The organism is Pseudovibrio sp. WM33, assembly GCF_001623165.1.
In the GTDB taxonomy this organism is placed as follows: domain Bacteria; phylum Pseudomonadota; class Alphaproteobacteria; order Rhizobiales; family Stappiaceae; genus Pseudovibrio.
This window is the reverse complement of record NZ_LMCK01000115.1, coordinates 83,493-102,521: the sequence shown is the minus strand read 5'-3', so window position 1 is coordinate 102,521 and position 19,029 is coordinate 83,493. Positions and strand designations below refer to the sequence as shown.

General features: G+C 51.5%; 19 protein-coding genes and 1 other RNA gene. 16 read left to right on the top strand and 4 right to left on the bottom strand.

Going from position 1 to position 19,029, the window contains the following annotated elements; translation table 11 throughout:
- Window positions 1–32 precede the first annotated feature (32 nt).
- The 3 genes from PsWM33_RS20885 (at window position 33) to PsWM33_RS20875 (ending at window position 2,247) form a co-directional block, all read left to right on the top strand.
- The gene (locus PsWM33_RS20885; RefSeq protein WP_063301526.1) at window positions 33–725 is read left to right on the top strand and encodes a J domain-containing protein; all 693 of its coding nucleotides are present in this window, start codon (window positions 33–35) and stop codon (window positions 723–725) included.
- Window positions 722–1,480, top strand: coding sequence for a peptidoglycan recognition protein family protein (locus tag PsWM33_RS20880; RefSeq protein WP_063298208.1), 759 nt, complete (start codon window positions 722–724; stop codon window positions 1,478–1,480). Before PsWM33_RS20885 ends, PsWM33_RS20880 begins: the two co-directional genes overlap by 4 nt.
- A 269-nt stretch (window positions 1,481–1,749) precedes the next feature.
- Window positions 1,750–2,247 carry a lytic transglycosylase domain-containing protein gene (locus PsWM33_RS20875; protein WP_063298207.1) on the top strand — a complete coding sequence of 166 codons (498 nt, stop codon included), beginning with the start codon at window positions 1,750–1,752 and terminating at the stop codon, window positions 2,245–2,247.
- Between the two features lie 169 nt (window positions 2,248–2,416).
- On the opposite strand, the gene PsWM33_RS20870 is transcribed toward PsWM33_RS20875, so the two are convergent.
- Window positions 2,417–3,103, bottom strand: coding sequence for a pyridoxamine 5'-phosphate oxidase family protein (locus PsWM33_RS20870; protein WP_208994683.1), 687 nt, complete (start codon window positions 3,101–3,103; stop codon window positions 2,417–2,419).
- Window positions 3,104–3,338: 235 nt separating this feature from the next.
- On the opposite strand from PsWM33_RS20870, the gene pdxR reads away from it, so the two are divergent.
- The 3 genes from pdxR to PsWM33_RS20855 all read left to right on the top strand — a co-directional run bounded on the left by pdxR (window position 3,339) and on the right by PsWM33_RS20855 (window position 6,079).
- The gene (pdxR, locus tag PsWM33_RS20865) at window positions 3,339–4,772 is read left to right on the top strand and encodes a MocR-like pyridoxine biosynthesis transcription factor PdxR (protein WP_208994679.1); all 1,434 of its coding nucleotides are present in this window, start codon (window positions 3,339–3,341) and stop codon (window positions 4,770–4,772) included.
- Window positions 4,773–4,816: 44 nt separating this feature from the next.
- Window positions 4,817–5,212: RNase P RNA component class A (gene rnpB / locus PsWM33_RS20860), an RNA gene on the top strand.
- A 48-nt stretch (window positions 5,213–5,260) separates the two neighbouring features.
- Window positions 5,261–6,079 carry an alpha/beta fold hydrolase gene (locus PsWM33_RS20855; protein ID WP_208994678.1) on the top strand — a complete coding sequence of 273 codons (819 nt, stop codon included), beginning with the start codon at window positions 5,261–5,263 and terminating at the stop codon, window positions 6,077–6,079.
- A gap of 225 nt (window positions 6,080–6,304) precedes the next feature.
- Here the strand turns inward: PsWM33_RS20855 and PsWM33_RS20850 are convergent, their stop codons facing one another.
- Window positions 6,305–6,748, bottom strand: a complete 444-nt coding sequence (locus tag PsWM33_RS20850) for a hypothetical protein (protein ID WP_063298205.1) — start codon at window positions 6,746–6,748, stop codon at window positions 6,305–6,307.
- 83 nt (window positions 6,749–6,831) lie between these two features.
- Complete coding sequence (locus tag PsWM33_RS20845) at window positions 6,832–7,548, bottom strand: ArsR/SmtB family transcription factor (protein ID WP_063301508.1); 717 nt, start codon at window positions 7,546–7,548, stop codon at window positions 6,832–6,834.
- Window positions 7,549–7,576: 28 nt separating this feature from the next.
- On the opposite strand from PsWM33_RS20845, the gene PsWM33_RS20840 reads away from it, so the two are divergent.
- From PsWM33_RS20840 to pepT, 3 genes are all read left to right on the top strand, one after another.
- Complete coding sequence (locus PsWM33_RS20840) at window positions 7,577–7,876, top strand: SUMF1/EgtB/PvdO family nonheme iron enzyme (RefSeq protein WP_082827093.1); 300 nt, start codon at window positions 7,577–7,579, stop codon at window positions 7,874–7,876.
- Between the two features lie 156 nt (window positions 7,877–8,032).
- Entirely contained in the window at window positions 8,033–8,626 is a 594-nt protein-coding gene (locus tag PsWM33_RS20835) for a LysE family translocator (RefSeq protein ID WP_063301507.1), read from the top strand.
- Window positions 8,627–8,717: 91 nt separating this feature from the next.
- Window positions 8,718–9,959, top strand: coding sequence for a peptidase T (gene pepT / locus PsWM33_RS20830; protein WP_063301506.1), 1,242 nt, complete (start codon window positions 8,718–8,720; stop codon window positions 9,957–9,959).
- A 42-nt stretch (window positions 9,960–10,001) separates the two neighbouring features.
- On the opposite strand, the gene PsWM33_RS20825 is transcribed toward pepT, so the two are convergent.
- Window positions 10,002–10,424 (bottom strand): helix-turn-helix domain-containing protein, encoded by a 423-nt coding sequence (locus PsWM33_RS20825; RefSeq protein ID WP_063298201.1) that lies wholly within the window; start codon window positions 10,422–10,424, stop codon window positions 10,002–10,004.
- A gap of 69 nt (window positions 10,425–10,493) precedes the next feature.
- Between PsWM33_RS20825 and PsWM33_RS20820 the strand changes: the two genes are divergently transcribed.
- The 7 genes from PsWM33_RS20820 to PsWM33_RS28135 form a co-directional block, all read left to right on the top strand.
- On the top strand, window positions 10,494–11,726 hold the full coding sequence (locus tag PsWM33_RS20820; protein ID WP_063301505.1) for an MFS transporter: 1,233 nt from the start codon (window positions 10,494–10,496) through the stop codon (window positions 11,724–11,726).
- Window positions 11,727–12,012: 286 nt separating this feature from the next.
- On the top strand, window positions 12,013–12,831 hold the full coding sequence (locus tag PsWM33_RS20815; protein ID WP_063298199.1) for a sugar phosphate isomerase/epimerase family protein: 819 nt from the start codon (window positions 12,013–12,015) through the stop codon (window positions 12,829–12,831).
- A gap of 619 nt (window positions 12,832–13,450) precedes the next feature.
- Entirely contained in the window at window positions 13,451–13,921 is a 471-nt protein-coding gene (locus PsWM33_RS20810; protein ID WP_063289948.1) for a division/cell wall cluster transcriptional repressor MraZ, read from the top strand.
- Window positions 13,921–14,958: a 16S rRNA (cytosine(1402)-N(4))-methyltransferase RsmH gene (gene rsmH / locus PsWM33_RS20805; RefSeq protein WP_193778435.1), complete on the top strand. Its 1,038-nt coding sequence runs from the start codon at window positions 13,921–13,923 to the stop codon at window positions 14,956–14,958. The genes PsWM33_RS20810 and rsmH overlap by 1 nt, the downstream gene beginning before the upstream one ends.
- Before the next feature lie 3 nt (window positions 14,959–14,961).
- The gene (ftsL, locus tag PsWM33_RS20800; protein ID WP_063289946.1) at window positions 14,962–15,315 is read left to right on the top strand and encodes a cell division protein FtsL; all 354 of its coding nucleotides are present in this window, start codon (window positions 14,962–14,964) and stop codon (window positions 15,313–15,315) included.
- A 12-nt stretch (window positions 15,316–15,327) separates the two neighbouring features.
- Complete coding sequence (locus tag PsWM33_RS20795; protein WP_063301503.1) at window positions 15,328–17,052, top strand: peptidoglycan D,D-transpeptidase FtsI family protein; 1,725 nt, start codon at window positions 15,328–15,330, stop codon at window positions 17,050–17,052.
- A 112-nt stretch (window positions 17,053–17,164) separates the two neighbouring features.
- On the top strand, window positions 17,165–19,029 hold a 1,865-nt coding region (locus PsWM33_RS28135; RefSeq protein ID WP_208994677.1), incomplete at its 3' end, for a UDP-N-acetylmuramoyl-L-alanyl-D-glutamate--2,6-diaminopimelate ligase.

Sequence of the window (19,029 nt, the reverse complement as noted above, 5' to 3'; positions counted from 1 at the left end):
GTCAGGCAGATTGAGCAGAGAGCAGGATGCCAATGAATTTTTGGGGCAGCTTTGATAAAATTGTAGGCGCACTGCAAACCGGTGGTGCTCGATTGGTTGATCGGCTGCAACAGCTCGTTCAATCGGTTGGTGAAGCACGCCGGAACGTTGCCTTTACGGTCGCAATGATTGCCTTGTCTGCAAAAATGGCAAAAGCCGATGGTGTTGTAACCCATGACGAAGTGATCGCATTTTACGATCTGTTTGAGATGCCAGCGGGTGAGGAGCGCAACGTTTCGCGGCTCTTCCAACTGGCCCAGCAGGACGTGGCGGGCTTTGAGACCTATGCTTCCAAACTCTCTGTGTTGTTTGCTGAAGATGAGATGACGCGTACGGATGTGCTGGATGGCCTCTTTTATATAGCCAAGGCAGATGGCGTTATTCATGAGAGAGAAGTTGCCTACCTGAGCCGGATTGCTGAAATCTTTGGAATTGATGCTGTTGGCTTCTCGCAGATTAAAGCCCGTCATATAAGAGGGGACGGAGATCCCTATCTGGTTCTTGGCATTGATATGACGGCGAGTGATGAAGAGGTGCGCTCTTGCTATCGCAAGCAAGTCCGGGAGACACATCCTGATCGGTTGATTGGTCGAGGTGTCCCCGAAGAGTTCGTCAAGATCGCCAGCGATAAACTGGTCGCATTGAATAAAGCGTATGAGCAGATCTGCGCGGAACGAGGAATATGAGCGTTAAAACTGAATGCGCAGTGCCTGCGCGTCTTCGTCCATCTCCCAATCACAACGAGCGCCGCGTTCCTGCCGTTGATATGCTGATCTTGCATTACACTGCGATGGAAAGTGCTGAGGAGGCTGTTTCGTGGCTGTGTGATCCGCGCTCAGAAGTTTCCTGCCATTATCTGGTTGACGAACTGGGCATGGTTACGCAGATGGTGCCGGAAAGTCGCCGGGCCTGGCATGCCGGTGTTTCCAGCTGGAAAGGTGAGGATGACCTTAACTCCCGCAGCATTGGAATCGAGATTTCCAATCTGGGGGATCAGGAAGAGGGAACGCAAGGTTATCCTGATGTGCAGATTGAAGCTGTAATCGTTCTCGCCAAGGATATCTGCGAGCGCAACAGTATTTCTCCAGAGCGGGTGCTCGGGCATTCTGATGTGGCACCGTCCCGTAAACAGGATCCGGGTCGTCATTTCCCATGGGCACGATTGGCTGAGGCTGGTGTTGGACATTATATTGAGCCGGTAGAGCTTGAGGCTTCGAGCTTCTTTCAGGAAGGTGATGAAGGGCAGCCGATTGAAGCTCTGCAGTCGCTTCTGGGGCTCTATGGATATGATGTATTGGTCAGTGGTGTGTTCGATGAGAAGACCAAATACGCAGTTGAAGCGTTTCAGCGTCACTTCCGTCCTGCGAAAGTTGACGGAATTGCTGATGCGCAGACCATTGCGACACTGCATAGCCTACTAAAAAAGCTAAAATCCTTCTGATTGTGATAGATGTCATTGAAATATCAGCAAAGCAGGGGCTAATACGTAATAGGAATACGATTTGATTACGTAGGGGAATGACTCTGTTTTGTTGAAAAGTTTCCTTAAGTAAGGCTAATATGCCCTGTATCAGCCTTTTTTGCGCCATAAACTAAGGTTTATGCCAGTTTTTAAACATTAAAATTGTAACTTTTCGTGATCAGACCTGTCTGATTTTCGTCTCATCTTCTGAAGATAAACACTCCTGCTCAAAACATGATTGCCAGGAAATGAAGATGAACCTTACAAAAATAAAAAATAACGTAGTAATCCCCGTTCTTGCTGCAAGTGTTATGCTCGGCGGTGTTGTGAATACCAATGTCTTCTCTGATGAAGCTGAAGCAGCTACTAAAAAGGGAAGCTACGTCAAGCTGATCGAACAGAAAGCCAAGAAGCACGGTGTCCCGCACCACATCGCGAAGGCTGTTGTTGAAGTGGAAAGTAACTTCAACGCAAGAGCGCGCGGCCGTGCCGGTGAAGTTGGTCTCATGCAGATTAAGCCATCTACCGCACGTGGTATGGGTTATCGCGGTTCGACCAAAGCGCTTTATAAACCAGAGAACAACATCGAATGGGGCATGCGATATCTGGCTGGTGCTTACAAGCGCGCTGGCGGAGATCTGTGCGGAACCATTTTGCGATACAACGCTGGCCACTATGCCAAGCGTATGAACCGGATTAGTGCCAAGTACTGCAAGCGCGTTAAGGATATTATGGCACGCAGCTAAATGCATCTTGCATATTCGGGCAGGGGACTGTAAGTTCCCATTCAAAGTTTCTTAGAATTTTACGAATGTCTGACCGACGGTCAGTCTGTCTGCAAGGACATATCAGGGTGGTTGACCGGGCAAAGTCAACCACCCTAACTCTTAAAATTTTAGGCGAATTCCCCGAAAATTAGGCGAACTTTCGAGCTGCATTTGTTGGCGAAGCGGGCACCTTCACGCCATCCAGTAGTTTCCCATCATCAATAGGTAGACCGAGTGACGTTGTGACCGGAACAACGCCAGCCCAATAGGGCAGCGCGTAATCCTCCGCATCGTCGACCGGAGCGCCCTGTCGGATTTTTGCTGAGGCGTGTTCGATCTCGATTGCAATGACACCAGTTGAGATCTGTTCCTTCTCCGTCATCGGGCGGACCTCATCCCATCTGCCAGGCAGAAGGTGTTCGGTGATTGCCTTGAGGGAGTCCCATGCTTCCTGGTGGTCGGTAACAAGACGGGCAGTGCCGTGAATGACGGCGGTTCGGTAGTTGACGGAATGGTGGAAAGCTGAACGCGCAGCAACAATGCCGTCAATAAGTGTGAATGTGAGACAGACTTGGGAGTCTTTGCTCATCTTCTTCACGATCCGCGCTGCTTTCGCGCCGTGAATGTAGATGGTGCGGTCCATAACCGCAAAAGCCATGGGAATGACCATAGGGCGGTCTTCATCCATGAAGCCAACATGAACGACGAGGGAGCTCTCCAGAATTGGGAGGATTGTGTTCCAATCATAATCCGCGCGCAGACTTGTTCTGACATGAGCAAATTTAGGTGGCTTGGTTTCACGAGTGCTAGTGCTTGGCGCTGCTTCAAGTGTCATTTCTGCTGTCATTGTCTTAACCGTTTTCTGGTCTCCGGTTTTGAGCGAAGTCGGCAATATGGGACCAGTTGGCCCGGCAAGTGGTTTGAGTTTGTGCTCTGACTGCTTGCCGGGTTTTCTGTTTCATTTGTGCACCTTACCTCCGCTGCGAGGCGAAGAAGTATTGCGCTGATACGTATTCTCTGCAAAACTGGTCCTGTATATAGATCCGCTTAATCTAATTTTGGGGTGCCAGTTGTTTGAGTATGTTGTGATGATCAATCGTGAGGTCAGCACTCCGCTATCAAGTCAGATTTATCAGCAGTATCGGGATGCAATTCTGAAGCGGCGTGTTCCTGAAGGAGAGCGGTTGCCCAGCTCACGTCAGTTGGCGACCAGCCTCTCCGTTTCTCGCAACACAGTGAACACAGCCTATGATCTGCTGCGCTCTGAAGGGCTGGTGGATGTGCGGTCTGGTGCACGGCCTGAAGTGGTGGCCTTGCCTGAGGTCGAAGGGGCTGTTGTTGCAGGTCCTGTTCGTGAAACGACACCTCCACTTTCATCGCGTGGCAAGCGGTTTTCTTGTAATCATCGTTACACAAGCCCGTCGGGGCGGGGTGTTTCCATGCAGCCGGGTGAACCTTCGCGGGAGCTGTTTCCTAAAGAACAGTGGGCACGGAGCTTGCGGCGAGCAGCGCGACTGCTCAACGGTAATGCGCTTGGGTATGAGCACACTTCCGGCCTGCCGGAGTTGCAGCGGGTACTGGCGCAGTATCTGGCGCAGGAGCGCGGTGTGGTCTGCTCTCCCGAGCAGGTTCTTGCTTTTCCAACCACACAGTCAGCGCTTTCGCTCATGTCTCAGTGCTTTTCTGAGGAAGGGGACGTGGCACTGCTTGAGGAGCCGGGGTACCTGGGTGCGCGATCAGCCTTTTTTGCTGCTGGGTTGAAGGTGCAAGCTTTGACAGAGATCGATCAGGTTACGCGGGCCTCTTTGATCTACGTGACGCCCTCACACCAATATCCAACTGGCCGGCGCATGGAGATGAGTGAGCGACTTATGTTGCTTAAGCAGGCTTATGACAAAGGTGCGGTGATTTTAGAAGATGATTACGACAGTGAGTTCTTGTTTGAAGGGCGGCCGATTGCAGCGCTTCAGGGGCTGAGTGATCGTCTCTCTGTGATCTATATCGGTACTTCTGCAAAGTCGCTCATGCCGGGGATCCGGCTTGCTTATGCTGTTGTTCCTAAAGAGCATGTGGTGGGATTGGAGTTGGCGCAGCGGGCATCGGGTGCACTGGCCAATGTGCATGTACAGATGGCTTTTGCTGATTTCATCGAGAGCGGGCACTTTCGGGCGCATCTGAACAAGATCCGCAGTGCTTACCATGAAAACGGTGTGGCTCTTTGCCAATTGATCGGGGAGCGTTTTGGCAATCAGGTTGGTGTTTCCATGCCAACCGGAGGCTTACAGACTTGTCTTTATCTGCCGGAGACCTGCGATGATGTGGCTGTTGCGGATTTGATGAACCAGAAAGGTTTTGGAGTTAATCCGCTTTCTGTATTTTATCTTGGCGCACCGCAGAAGGGGCTTGTTGTTGGGTTTGCTGAGGCGAATGAGAAGCTGCGGAGTGGCTTTGTTCAAGCTCTTGAGCAAGCAATGGAACTGAGCGGAGATCGTGTGCAAGCGTAATTCTTTGCTTGACCTTTTTCCTTAGGCTCCGTAGTTCAGGTGCACCAGTCGGCCGGACGGTTGCTGCTGCAAGTGCCGAAAGGCCGCAGTGGAGGAAAGTCCGGGCTCCATGGAGACACGGTGCCGGATAACGTCCGGCGAGGGTGACCTTAGGGAAAGTGCCGCAGAAAGCAAACCGCCAGTGCATGCATTGGTAAGGGTGAAAGGGTGGGGTAAGAGCCCACCGCGTTTTTGGCAACAAAAACGGCATGGTAAACCCCACCGGGAGCAAGACCGAATAGGGGCGGCGCGGAAGTTTACTTCCAGTCATGTTTCCAGACCTGACCGCCCGGGTGGGTCGCTAGAGGTGTTCAGTAATGGGCATCCCAGATGAATTGCCGTCGCGTATGGGTGTAACAGCCTGTGCCTTACAAAACCCGGCTTACAGGCCGACTGGTATTTATTTCTTCATCATGGACGCCTGTGTTTTTGGCACAGGTCTGCTGAACATGATTGTTGGCGCATATGTCGACAATATTACGATGTTTTTATATAGTCAGATCATGCAGGATTCTAAACCTTCCCAAGTGATCTACTTTTGCCATGGCATTCCCGGAAGTGCATATGACATTGCCTTTATTCAGGATAGCCTGCCGTCAGGAGTTGAGGTTATTGCACCCAATCTGCTTGATGTGGAAGGGGACCCCAAAGAGGCTTGTGTTCAGCAGTTTGATGAGATGACTGCTGGTCGGGGTCAAGCCGTGATCCACGTTATTGGGTTTTCGATTGGAACGATGGCCGCTGCACATATTGCTGGTGCGCGGGCCGATAAGGTGGCAAAGCTCACATTCGTTTCAGCTGCAGCTCCGCTTGGTCTTGGCGACTTCCTACCCAAAACTGCCGGAGCTCCTGTGTTTAAGGTGGCGCAGTCTACACCTCGTTTGCTGAAGTTTCTAGTTGCCTTTCAAGGGCTTTTCTTTCGTATCGGGCCAGCGCTTTTGCTGAACCGACTGTTTGCAAAGTGCGGGGCGAAGGAAAAAGAACTCATAGAAAAACCTGAGGTTTTTGGAGTGCTGCGTGCAGGACTGACAAGCAGCCTTGTTAAACATCCTGATACTTATTGGGCTTATTTGAAGGCCTATGTCTCTGATTGGTCTGCTGTACTGAATGGCATCCGTTGCCCTACAGAACTTTGGTACGGGTCTGCTGATACATGGTCACCTATCGAAATGGTGTATGCAATAAAAGAAGCTTTGCCGACAGATGCAAAATTACACATTGTGGAGGGAGCAGAGCATTACTCCACGCTTCAGGCGCTCCGACTTTAATTTTCGTTTACAACGAAGTGTACTGGTTTCCCAAGTTGTTCCAGATTTTCTTCCATAGTGGTTACTCTATATCTGTGAAAGGAATTCGCCCAAAGTTTTCGCCCTTTGTTCTGAGGAAATGCCCTTACAGGACTACCTTCACCTGTATCTTAGCAAATACTATGTTCTTCGCGTTCGCTAAAGCCGCCCAAAGCACATTGATAATGTGCTTTGGTTTTAGCTGATTTATCTGTGCTCTTCTGGGACCCAATCGGCAGGCGCAGCATTCCAAAATCTATTTGGATTACCCTCATCCATGCCGCGAAAGTGTAATGTCCGCAAACAATTTTCTACGAAGATGACAGGCTCTTCATAGGGGTGGGTGCAATAGACTTCTTCAATTACCTGCGCTGCCAGAGCCGCGTCGTTTTCTAAGAAGAAAGACAACTCGATACATAGCACTTCGACAGCATCCGTTGTCGCTGCATTGCGACCACTTCCCAATGATCGGAACCGCTGTATTCCTCCGGCAGTTTTAAAGGTAACGCTATCATAATCGCCATATTTTAATGACGTGATCTTGCATAGATGGTCTATAATATTCTGGGCACTTGGTTCTGGAACCTGAACAGTAATTCTTAAGCCATGTTCATGGGTAAATCTTTTGGTTTTTAGGGTTGGAAGGGGCATTTTGTTCTCCGGTTATCTCTCATTTGAGATAACTGAATTTGACTGCAAAAGGTAGAACAGACAGTTCGGTTCCGAACGAACTGTTAGGTGAGAGATATGCCTTCAAGACTGTCGTGACTGATCCCAAAATTTCGGTCAAAGGCTTCATATCCAAGAGCCGTTATTTTAAGCGCTCGGCTCGCTTTGCATCGCTCTAACCATTTCTTCTCTAAAGACCTATCCATAATGGCTGTTGCCAGGGGGCCGGATATATGGTGACGGCGTTCGGTCCAATCGAGGCAGAGTTTTACAGCAGGTTTCTTAGTGTTGTTTATATTCAGCACGTTGATATCGATTGCGTGAAAAAATGCCACTCCTTCAGGGGTAACTGAAGCTGAGTCACCTTGTAATAGCAAAGCTCCTTTTGTGATGAGCTGATTTGTAATCAATACGCCAAGCCTGCCGGCAATGTGGTTATAACAGCTACGTGCGCGCAGGGCGTCAACTTCTGGTTTGTTTCTGTTCTTAGCGCGGTGTAGGTGATCTGTGGGTGACAGGCCTGCCAGAGTTTCTAAAATACTTGCAACCTCAGCACTTGAAATTCGGTGATAAACATTGCGCCCGCTGCGAAGAGATGCCGTCAATCCTGCTGCTTCCAGTTGCTTGAGATGTGCGCTCGCCGTTTGAGCTGTTACATTGGCGGCGCACGCTAGTTCTTTGTTGGTAAACGCTCGGCCATCCATCATTTCGCAAAGGATTCGGGAGCGGCTGGGGTCAGCTAGTGCAGCTCCGATAATATCAAATCTGGGTTCAGTACTCATCTTTGTACACTAACGTGAGAGTGCAGCAATCACCAGAGAATATGGTCCGCTTGAAGATATCGCGTGGTTTGCTGGAAATTCGGTTGAAACTCCGCAGATTGTTGGGTGCAAAGAGCCGAATGAGTTTGGGCTCTACGACATGCTGGGCAATGTTTGGGAGTGGTGTTGGGATCTCTATGATCCAGCTGTTTATGGAGAGTACCGCGTGTTCAAAGGTGGTGGTTGGGCAGATGATGAGCGTGGCTGCCTTGTCACCAACAGGCGGCGTAGTCATCCAACCTTTCGTGTTGAGGATCTGGGCTTTCGTGTTGCACGGTCAATAAAGTAGGCTGTTTGCTTTGCTTGCCGAGAAGGTGAGCCCTGATCCAAGAAAATACAGATACCGTCTTGTTGGGTTGACTGTCTCAATCCGATCAAGTACCCAAGGTTTAATTTATGTATACAATGGAATACAAAAATAGATTTTTGGGCTTGGGTTTCTTTTATGCTGATTTCCGCGGCGAATATTTTCACGCCGGGGCCAGCGATCCTCAACACGGTGCGACGGGCTGCGCAGTTGGGGATGGGCCGGGTTTTCCCGATTATCCTAGGTAATACGCTGGGGCTTGCGATTGCAGGTGCATTTTGCGCAGGTGGTGTGGTGAGCTTTGTGCTCACCTCTGAGGTTTTGTGGAGCTTATTCCGATGGTTGGGCGTTGGGTATCTGGTCTGGCTTGGGCTTAAGTTTGTCTTCAAGCGTGAGGAGATTGATTTATCAGGGGATGTCAGCGTTTCTGTATCTGGATTGACACTGTTCTGGGAAGCGTTTTTGCTGGCGGTGACCAACCCAAAAGCGATCCTGTTTTTTGTTGCTCTGTTCCCGCAAGTTATGAGCTCTGAGTTGGCCCTGCTGCCACAGGCCAGTATTCTTGTTGCAACGTTTTGCGGAATCTCTGTCCTATCTTTAAGCGGGTATTCTGCGTTGGCCTCGTTGTTACGGGCGCGCTTTATTACTCAGGCGCGGTATCGCCGGTTCCGTGTGTTGTCGGGCTTTGTTCTTTTTGGGTTTGCAGGGAAAATTGCGAGTGAGGTGCGGTAAAAGCGGTTTGCTTTTGCTCCTATGGCAGTGTTCCAACTTGAAAGTTGATGGAGCTTCGCGCAGATAGAAGGTAACTGCAAGGAGATCTTCTATGAGAACAGAATTTGATCAGGAACTGGAAGAGCGCCTCGTTCGCTATGCCGCTATTGATAGCCAGAGCGATGAGACGTGCCCGGAGTCCCCAAGCTCTCAGATCCAGCTTGATGTACAAAAGGTGCTGCGTGCTGAGCTGATGGAAATTGGTGCCAGCGACGTTGAACTGACCGAGTACGGCGTTGTTCTTGCCACCATTCCTGCGACTATCGAGACGAATGGGCCCGTGATTGGCTTGCTTGCGCATGTGGATACCGCCCCAGCCTACCATGCTGAAGGTGTGAAGCCGCGCGTTCATCGTGCTTATGATGGTTCTGCAATTTCCTTCCCGGATGCCTCTGAGCTGTCCCTGTCTCCTGAGAACTCCCGTTATCTTGGCGAGAAAATCGGTGATGACATTATCACCGCCAGTGGAAGCACGTTGCTGGGTGCGGATGACAAGGCTGGTGTTGCGATCATCATGTGTCTTGCTCGTCATCTGCTGGCAAACCCGCAGATCCCTCATAGCAAGCTTCGTATTGCGTTTACGCCGGATGAAGAAATCGGGCGCGGTGTGCATGACAAGTTGCCTAGCGCTCTGGGTGCGGATTTCGCTTACACGCTGGATGGCGGCAAAGTGGGCGAGCTGAACTATGAAAACTTCTGCGCTGATGGTGCGACAGTAAAGATCACTGGTGTTTCTGTACATCCTGGTTATGCGAAGGATAAGTTGGTCAATGCGTTGCATCTGGCAGGCAAAATCATCGCTATGTTACCACATGCAACGATGACACCTGAGACCACCGATGGTCGTGATGGCTTTATCTTTGTTGCTGACATGGTGGGGAATGCAGCTGAAGCGGAGTTGCATTTTGCACTGCGCGATTTTGAGTTGGAAGGTCTTGAAGCAAAAGCCGATTTGCTGGAGCAGGTGTGTGCTGCTGTTCAGGCGAGCGAGCCGCGTGCTTCCATCTCTTGCGAGGTTAGAGAGCAGTATCGCAACATGCACCATTGGCTGCGTGATGATATGACCCCAGTTGAGCTTGCTAAGGCAGCTTATGAGGACATGGGGTTGAGCGTATCTTCCAAACCGATCCGTGGTGGAACCGATGGTTCTGTGCTGACTGCGAAGGGTACATCCTGTCCGAACATCTTCACCGGCATGCAGGAAATCCATGGCCCGTTGGAATGGATCAGCGTGCAGGATATGGCATGCGCGACACAGGTATGCCTTAAGCTTGTTGAGCGTGCAGCGAAGTAAACTGAACTTAGCAATCGCGTCCTGAAAATATGAAACCGTCGGCTACTTGGTCGGCGGTTTTTTCTTTGCTGGTTTCCTTCTGTCCGATGCCTTGAGCATACGTTGGAAGGAGGGGCATTCCATATGGCTCGGGGCAGGGCAGTCGGCTACGTGGTGCAGGATATCGCGCAGGGCTGTGAGTTCCTTGATTTGCTCATCAATCAGATCGGCACGTTCACGGATCTGCTCTCGCGGGATCTGGAGCTGTCCTTTTTCAGAAAACATGCCTGCGATCTCTGTCAGTGAAAATCCACCTGCCTTGGCGAGTGTGATCAGAGAGAGTTTCGTCAGGATTTGCGGCTCGTACTGACGTCGGAGACCGTGCCGCGTTATGGACTGAATGAGCCCGACTTCCTCATAATATCGTAGTGTGGAGGGCTTCACACCTGAGCGTTCGGTGATCTCTCCAATATCTAGCAGTTTCATACTTGACCTCAAGTTGACTTGAAGTCGTATCCTGATCTCAACAGGGTAATTTTGCAAGAGGATAAGCAAATGAAACAAGTGCACGTGGAGCACGAGCAACAGGTCTGGAAAGACCCCAGAGCGATTGCTCTTTTAATGGCGGCTACTTTAACAGTCATGGCGAACGCAACGATCAGTCCTGCTCTTGCTGGATTGGAGGAGATGTTCCGGGATGATCCAAATGTTCTCTGGTTGTCCCGGCTTTTGGTCTCAACGCCCTCGCTGACTGTTATTATCTGTGCCCCGCTGGCTGGAGTGATCGCAGATCGCTACGGTCGGCGGGCACTGTTGCTTACAGGTGTTTTGCTGTTTGCTGTGATGGGAAGCGCCGGCATGATCCTGCCGGATCTGACGAGTATATTGGTGAGCCGGCTGGGACTTGGCATTGCAGTTGCCATGGTGATGACGGCGCAAACAGCTTTGATCGGTGACTACTTTGTCGGCAACCAGCGCAGCTCGTTGATGGGATTACAGACTTCTGCTCGCAACTTCGGCGGTTTTCTCTTTATCTCAATGGCTGGATTGCTGGCCGTCACTTCTCCGCGGTTACCGTTTGCGATTTATGGGCTTGCGTTGCTCATGGTGCCGTTTTTGTGGCGTTATATCAGCGAGCCGGTGAAGCACTCAGCAGCTGCAAAGAAGGTTGCAAGTGCAGAAGACGATGGATCTCCGGCTTGGGTCTGGTTGTTGGCAGCGCTGGCTTTGCTGCAAATGCTGACCAATATGATCTTCTTCCTCATGCCGACACAGTTGCCGTTCTTTTTGGATGCTCAAGGTTATGACAGTGCGAGTATGACAGGTGCTGCGCTGGGCGCGTTGATGTTGACTGGTGGCACGGCGGCTCTGCTTTATGGGCGGATTAAAGCGCGTGTTGGTTACAGTGGTGCATTTACACTGGCCTATGGGTTTATGGCGATTGGGTTGATGTTGCTGACCTTGCAGGAAACCTGGAGCGTGTTCCTTGGAACGGCCTCTATGGGGGCCGGGTATGCGCTTGCGATGCCGAACTTTCCGGCGATTGCACTTCAGGTGGCTCCGAGTTTCCGGCGTGGTATGGCAGGTGGGGTGCTGACTTCCTCCGTTTTCCTTGGTCAGTTCCTCTCTGTTTTTGTCAGCATTCCTTTGATTGCTGCGGTTGGATTTGCCGGAACGTTTCGGATTGTGGCCACTGCGCTGACCTGTATGGCGCTTATCGGCTTACTCGTCTTTATCTGGCGCTCGGTTCGTAAGGCGGCAACGGCGTTTGTGCGGATGGAAAACTGAGTGTAACGGGCTTACGAGAGCGTCAGCGTTTGAACGTGTTATGCGCATTTTTTGTTGATGCTCTCGATCGCTCTGGAATAGTACGTAGACCGCGCAAATCGAAGCTGTCATGGTGCTCCGATTGCCGCAAATTATATGCGGCGGGATGAGCGCTTAAAGCAGTGAGAGCGAGCCGGAATAAGGTAAGCAGCTTTAGGCGATGTAATGCCTTTGACATGCAAGACATGTAAGAGCAAAGGCATAACTGAAAGCAGTGCCTTTTGAGGCCTTATCTTGGAATATCCGCATGAGTGGTTTGCCGGTTTTAGGCGCAGCAATGTGTGTCAAACATCTTCCCCAACATCGTGAATGGTTGCTGGAGCTGCCTCGCGATCTTGAGCTGCAGGATTTCTATAATTGGAACTTGCTGGACAATGGGTGTGATGACCTGGTCGCAGAAGCAAAGAAGCTTCTGGATGGACATGAGGGGCGCCTCGGTCTGCATGGCCCATTCTGGAATCTGGACCTTTCTGCGGCTGATCCGCTGTTTCAGCAGGCTGTCCGCAAGCGGTTGGATCAGGGTATTGAGTTGTGTGCCAAGATGGGTGCAGACCAGATGGTGCTGCACAGTCCTTACACGATCTGGGATCACAACAACCTCGATCTTTATGACAATGGTCGCCAGATGAAGCTGGAAATGATCCATGCAAACCTGAAGGACGTTGTTGCCAAGGCGGAGGACATGGGTTGTGTCATCGTGTTGGAGAACATTGAAGATCTGGATCCTTCCTACCGATTGGAGATCCTGAAGAGTTTTGAGAGCGAAGCTCTGGCGCTTTCGATTGATACCGGCCATGCTCACTACATGCACTCGTGCTATGGGGCTCCTCCGGTTGATTACTTCATCAAGTCAGCAGGCGATGCTTTGCAGCACGTGCACATTCAGGACATTGATGGCCATGCTGACCGTCACTGGAATCCGGGTGAGGGGTCTATTCCGTGGGAGCCGCTGTTTGCGGAACTGGCAAAACTGAAAAGCAACCTACGCCTGATCCTTGAGATCATGGATGAGACCACTTTGCGCAAGGGCGCAGATTATCTGGTTGGGCTGGGTCTCGCCAGATAACGGCTCAGTTTGCTTCTTCTTATGAGGTTTGAGGTCGGCAGCACTGCCGGCCTCCTTTGTTTGAGCGGTCAAAATAACCAGTAAAACCAATTGTGATCGTGGTGCGTGACGTGTCTTTCCGGCAGAAATTATCGACTCAGGACAATCGTGGGTAGGTATGGGAATTTGCCCCACCGTCCTCTGAATGGGCATGGAATTTCATGGTCCGGCATGGGAAAAACGGAGTTTTGCCAAGGCTGATAGGTTAAAATCACTAGAGCTAATCGGCGAAATTCTTTCTTCGACCTTTGTGAAAACTGTGAGTGCTTCTGGTTGTAATCGCAATTTGGATGCGTGTAACTCGCAGAAATCCCTGCGTAAACTCCTATCAATACTTCGTTTACCATAATTGGTGATAACTACCAGATGTTAAGGGGCATTCTTTTCGGTTTGGGCTGGTGGGTTCATTGACGTCCCATGGCATCCCATGGTATCCCATAGGCTCCCGGGATATTCCGGTTTGTACTTCAGTAATCTTGTTGTTTTTGCCTGATTTGAGCGCTGGCTCTCCAAGGAGTGGAGAGTTGTTTGATGTGCCGCTGACAGATCAAGAAGATCTGGCTCATTAAAGAGGGGACCAATGGCTGGTTTTGTTTCGCACTTCACCAATCGGGTGGATGCAAAGGGTCGTGTATCGATCCCTGCACCCTTTCGTGCGGCGTTGGCGAAAGACGGCTTTGAGGGACTCTACTGCTTCCCATCTCCTTTTCAGGAGGCGGTTGATGCAGGTGGTAACGGACTTACAGCTGAAATCCAAAAACGACTTGATGCGTTTTCGACGCTCTCAATGGAGTATGACGCTCTGTCCACGGCGCTTTATGGTGCCAGTGAAACCCTGAAGATTGATCGGGATGGCCGGATTGTTCTTTCTGAGATGATCCGCAACCACACCGGCATTGATGGTGAAGTCACCTTTGTTGGGCAGGGGTTTAAGTTTCAGATTTGGGAACCTGTGAGGTTCGCCAAGCACCGCGACGAGGCCATGAAGCGGGCGCTTGCAGTATTGTCTTCCGGCGGTGCGCCGGGGACAGCAGCCGGAGGGGCACTATGATGACGGGCGGCGACGGAGACAAATCCGATATCGCTGGCGGACCAGCGCGTCACATTCCAGTCCTTCTGGAACGGGTGCGGGAGGCAATGGCCCCCGCGCCGGGTGATGTGATTATTGACGGCACGTTCGGTGCTGGTGGTTACTCCAGGGCTTTTCTTGAGGCTGGAGCCAGTGTGATTGGCGTTGACCGGGATCCGGATGCGATCCGCGACGGTCGTGTTTTGGAACAAGAGTCCGATGGGCGCTTGCAGCTGGTCCATGGTCAGTTTGTTGATCTTGATGACCATGCGCGTGAGCTTGGTTATGATGCCGTTGACGGTGTGGTGATGGATCTTGGCGTGTCTTCCATGCAGTTGGATCAGGCGGAGCGTGGATTTTCGTTCCGGTTTGACGGGCCGCTGGATATGCGCATGGAACAGGATGGTCCAAGTGCGGCGGACGTGGTGAATACCATGGAGCGCCAGCACTTGACGCGCATCATCGGGATGCTTGGTGAAGAAAAGCGTGCTTCCAGTGTTTCGCATGCCATTTGTCAGGCGCGTGAAGAGAAGCCTTTCGAGACGACGCTTGAGCTTGCTCGCGTTATTGAAAAGGTGGTGAAGCGTAATCCTAAGAAAGCCAGCATTCATCCAGCAACGCGGACCTTTCAGGCACTGCGTATCTATGTGAATGGTGAGTTGCATCAGGCGGCTGGTGCTCTTGCTGCTGCTGAGCGGATTTTGCGTCCGGGTGGGCGTCTGGTTGTTGTGACGTTCCATAGTTTGGAAGATCGTATTGTGAAGCGGTTCCTTGCAGATCGCTGCAAGACCCGCGGTGGTGGATCTCGTCATATGCCAGAGATGGATATTCCTCCTCCGACTTTCGAATTTATCGTGAAGGGCAATCAGGATGCCAGCGTTGAAGAGATTACTGATAATCCTCGCGCGCGTTCTGCTCGTTTGAGAGCTGGGCGGCGTCTGGATACGCCTTCGCGGGAATTAGATATTCATGCGGCAGGCGTTCCGCGCCTTGCTTCATTCCATGGTCTAGGAGGCTAAGCTATGCTGCGCTTCGTAAATCTGTTCTTTGTTGTTGCGGTGGTTATTGGTGCTGCGCTCGTTTACGACATCAAGATGTCTAACGAAAACCTTGCCGATCAGGTGCGTCAGCTTTCTGCTGAGATTGCCAAGGAAAAAGACGATATCCGTTACTACAAAGCCCAGTGGAGTGTGCTTAATCAGCCCGGGCGTTTGCAGGGTATCGTTGATCGTTACAACGATATTTTGAAGCTTGAGCCACTGCGTGCGGAGCAGATCACGACACTGAAGGCGTTGCCGGTTAGACCTGTTCTGATGGAGCCAGTCTCTGCTGATGCGATGAGCGGTTACGCCAGTCGCGTTACATCCGTGCAGTAAGGGGGGGGGCTCGTGGCCAGGAAAGCTGACAGTTCCTTTTTGCGGCGGTCTAATGTGACCCAAAAACATGGCACAAGTGCGATCCGGCTTCGTGGTCCGGGACGCTCGCGCATTTTCTTTGCGATGACCATCTTTGTGTTTGTGTATGGGGCTATCGCTGGTCGTCTGATCCTGCTTGGGTTGCAGGACAGGGACCCTGCTGAGGGGTTCCTTGCTGCGCAGAGTTCTGTTACTCAGGCGCGCCCTGATATTGTTGACCGCAATGGTGAAATTCTTGCGACCGATATCAAGAGTGCTGCGCTTTATGCTGAGCCGCGCAAGATCCCGGATACGGATGAAGTCTTTGATGGACTGATCTCTATTCTGCCGGAGCTGGATACGCCTGTCATCAAGAAGCGTCTTGAGAGCAATGCACTGTTTACCTGGCTCAAGCGTGAGATCTCGGTTGAACAACGTCAGGCTATACATGCGCTGGGTCTTCCGGGGGTTGGCTTCCGTGAGAGCAATAAGCGGTTTTATCCGGGTGGTCATACGGTCAGTCACATTCTGGGGACTGTGAATGTCGACAACCAGGGCCTCTCTGGCATGGAGAAGTATGTCGATCAGGCGTGGTTGAAGGATCTGCAAGATCTTGGCTTTACGCAGGATCGGACCATGGAGCCCGTCAAGCTTTCGGTTGATCTGCGTGTTCAGCATGCAGTGCGTGATGAGTTGCGCCGTTCCATGGAATACTACAAGGCCAAAGCGGCCATGGGTGTGGTGCTGAAAGCGGACACCGGTGAAGTGATCGCCATGACGTCGCTGCCGGATTTTGACCCGAACAACCGTCAGCAAGCGCTTGAAAAAGAACGCATGAACCGGGTGACTGGTGGTGTGTTTGAGATGGGCTCCATCTTCAAGGGTATTACCATTGCGATGGCGCTGGATAGTGGCAAGGTGAAGTTGGAAGATGGCTTTGATGCCACCAAACCTATCCGTGTTGCAGGTCAGAAGATCGATGACTTCCACGGGAAGCGCCGTGTTTTGTCCGTGCCTGAAGTTTTCATTTACTCCTCCAATATCGGCACCATCAAAGTCATGCAGAAAGCTGGCATTGAGGAGCAGAAGGCGTTTTTGAAAAAGATTGGGCTGACCCAGAAAATGAAGACCGAGATACCGGGCGTTGCGCGGCCTCTGCTTCCACCGAAGTGGAATGACCTTGCTGCAATGACGATCTCTTTTGGTCATGGCTTGGGCATCACGCCGCTGCAGATGGCTGTTGCGGGTGCGACGCTGGTCAATGGCGGTAAATATCTTGAACCAACGTTCCTGCCTCGCAGTGAGGAAGAAGCTGACAAGCTTGCTAAACAGGTTCTGAAACCACAAACCAGCGAGATCCTTCGGTATCTCAACCGTGAAAATGTCCTGCGTGGATCCGGGCGGCGTGCTGCTGTGCCGGGTTATGATGTTGGCGGTAAGACTGGAACAGCGCAGAAAGTTGTGAATGGCCGTTATGCTGAAGGTGTTTATCTGAACTCCTTTATGTCGGCGTTCCCGATGTCCAATCCTGAGTATCTCGTTTTGATTGTTTTGGATGAGCCACAAGCCGTGGAAGGGCAACGTTATTCTACTGCCGGGTGGAATGCTGTGCCAACCACTGCATCTGTTATCCGCAGAATTGCACCAATGCTCGGCGTGGTGCCTGATTTCGCAGATGACGCGGAAACAATTCCGGTTTCCTATCAGAACCGAAACTAAACAGGAGAATTGAATGAGGCAATACACGGAGATTTTGGGGAAATATGAAGACAACTGTTCTCCAAATCTGGTTTGCCACATTCATGTCTCATAGGCCGGACATATCGACGCTATGTTGCTTAAAGACCTTACAAAACAAGAGATAATCTCCGCCGAGGGCGATGGGCCAGACGGGGTTGATACTCTTAATATTTCGGGGCTTACTGCTGATAGTCGAGCAGTGGAGCCCGGTTTTGTTTTTGCTGCCCTTAAGGGCGCGAAAGTTGATGGTGCGCAGTTTATCGAGCAAGCCGTGGACGCGGGTGCTGCTGCCATTTTGATTGATGCGGACAGACTTTCTGATGATATTCGCAAGCAAGCCAAACAGGTTCCGCTGATCGCTGCACAAGATGCGCGCCGGGAACTTGCTTTGATGGCTGCGGCTTTCTCTGGCAAACAGCCTGAGAAGATGGTTGCTGTGACTGGCACTGCGGGCAAAACTTCTGTTGCTGTTTTCGTGCGTCAGATCTTTGAATATGCCGGGTTGGTTTCTGCCAGTCTTGGAACTATTGGTACTGTCACATCGACAGGGCAGAGCTATGGCGGATTGACCACGCCTGACCCTGTGTCTTTGCATGAAGACCTTAAGCGTCTGGCTGAGGATGGAATTACCCATGCGGCCTTGGAGGCGTCCAGTCACGGGTTGGATCAGCATCGTCTTGATGGTGTGCAAATTGTTGCAGCTGGTTTTACCAACCTTGGCCGAGACCACATGGACTACCACCCAACGGTGGAAGACTACCTTCAGGCAAAATTGCGTTTGTTCTGCGATTTGCTGCCGGATGATGGTGTGGTTGTCGTTGACCCGGAAACGCAATTTGCTGACCGCGTTCTTGCGATTGCAGAGGAGCGCGGCCTTAAGACGTTTACGACGGGTGTCTTCGGCGATGATCTAAAGGTGCTTAGCGTTCAGCCCGAAGGGTTCAGTCAGGTTCTTGAGCTGGAAACGGCTGAGGGCGTGTTTTCTGTTGCGTTGCCGCTGGCTGGTGATTTTCAGGTGAGCAATGCGCTGATTGCTGCAGGTCTGGCAATTTCTGCTGGTGTAGAGCTTCAAACTGTTCTTGAAGCGCTGACTGTTCTGCGTGGTGCGCCGGGCCGGATTGAGCATGTGGGCACACGTGAAAACGGTGCTCTGGTATTCGTTGATTATGCTCATAAGCCGGAAGCGCTGGAGAATGTGCTTGCAGCCTTGCGTCCCTTTGCGGCTGGTCGCCTGATCAGTGTGTTGGGGTGTGGCGGTGATCGTGATGCGGGTAAACGTCCGTTGATGGGCGAGATTTCTGATCGTCTTGCGGATGTTTCCATTGTGACTGACGATAATCCGCGCACGGAAGATCCTGACAAAATTCGTGAGGAGATTGTTGCTGCCTGTCCTGCTGCTCTTGAGATTGGGGATCGTGCTCTTGCCATCCGCCAAGCGGTGAAGATGTTGCAAGAAGGCGATGTGCTTTGTGTGGCCGGTAAGGGGCATGAAACAGGGCAGATCGTTGGAACAGAAGTTCTGCCTTTCTCTGATCATGAAGAAATCCAGAAGGCACTGGCCGAAGCTTCTGCTGAAAATGGTGCCTCTCTTGCTGTTGAGAACGATCTACCTGAGATCTCACTTGATCTGGATGAGATGGATCTTCTTGCAGATGAAGGTGATGAGCTTGCTGCTGCAGACGCGCTGGATGATGATGATCTGTTGGCTGCGGTTCAGGCTGGTGTTGAGGAGCTGGAAGCTGCTCTGCCGGAAAATCCTGATGATGCGCGGGACCAAGAGGAAGAAGACTGGCTGGCGCTGGAAGAAGATGTTCTGGGAGCTGATGATCTTGCAGATGCGGAACTGGCTGATGTTGAAAGCCATGATCCTGATTTTGGCAAGGATGGCTTTCCGAATGTTGCGGAAGACACACCAGATGCACTTGAAGACGAGCTGCTGGGTGATTTAGCGGCTAT